Source organism: Streptomyces durhamensis (genome assembly GCF_000725475.1).
GTDB lineage: Bacteria > Actinomycetota > Actinomycetes > Streptomycetales > Streptomycetaceae > Streptomyces > Streptomyces filipinensis.
Genome location: NZ_KL647053.1, coordinates 1 through 303 on the forward strand (window position 1 = coordinate 1; position 303 = coordinate 303).

Below are 303 nucleotides of genomic sequence, written 5' to 3' on the forward strand. Positions count from 1 at the left end.
GCCTCATCGCGACCACCATGACGATCACCTACGACGATCGGGAAGGTCAGCCGTCGGACACCGGAAGCAACGAGGGATACGCACTGCTGAACCGGCACTTTCCCAAAGACACCATCATCTCCGAATTCCTTCTGGTGGAGTCGAACACAGACATGCGTACCGGCCAAGGACTCGCAGATCTCGATCAGATGGCGTCGCGCATAGCACAGACTCCCGGCGTCACCCGCGTCATCGGGGTGACCCGCCCAACGGGCGAGAAACTTGAGCAGGCCCAGTTGCCATGGCAGAACGACCAAATCGGCA

General features: G+C 60.1%; 1 protein-coding gene. It reads left to right on the forward strand.

What is annotated here, in order from left to right; genetic code table 11:
* Window positions 1–17: 17 nt before the first annotated feature.
* The coding region (locus IO33_RS45665; RefSeq protein WP_245236104.1) for a hypothetical protein at window positions 18–303 on the forward strand (286 nt) is incomplete at its 3' end.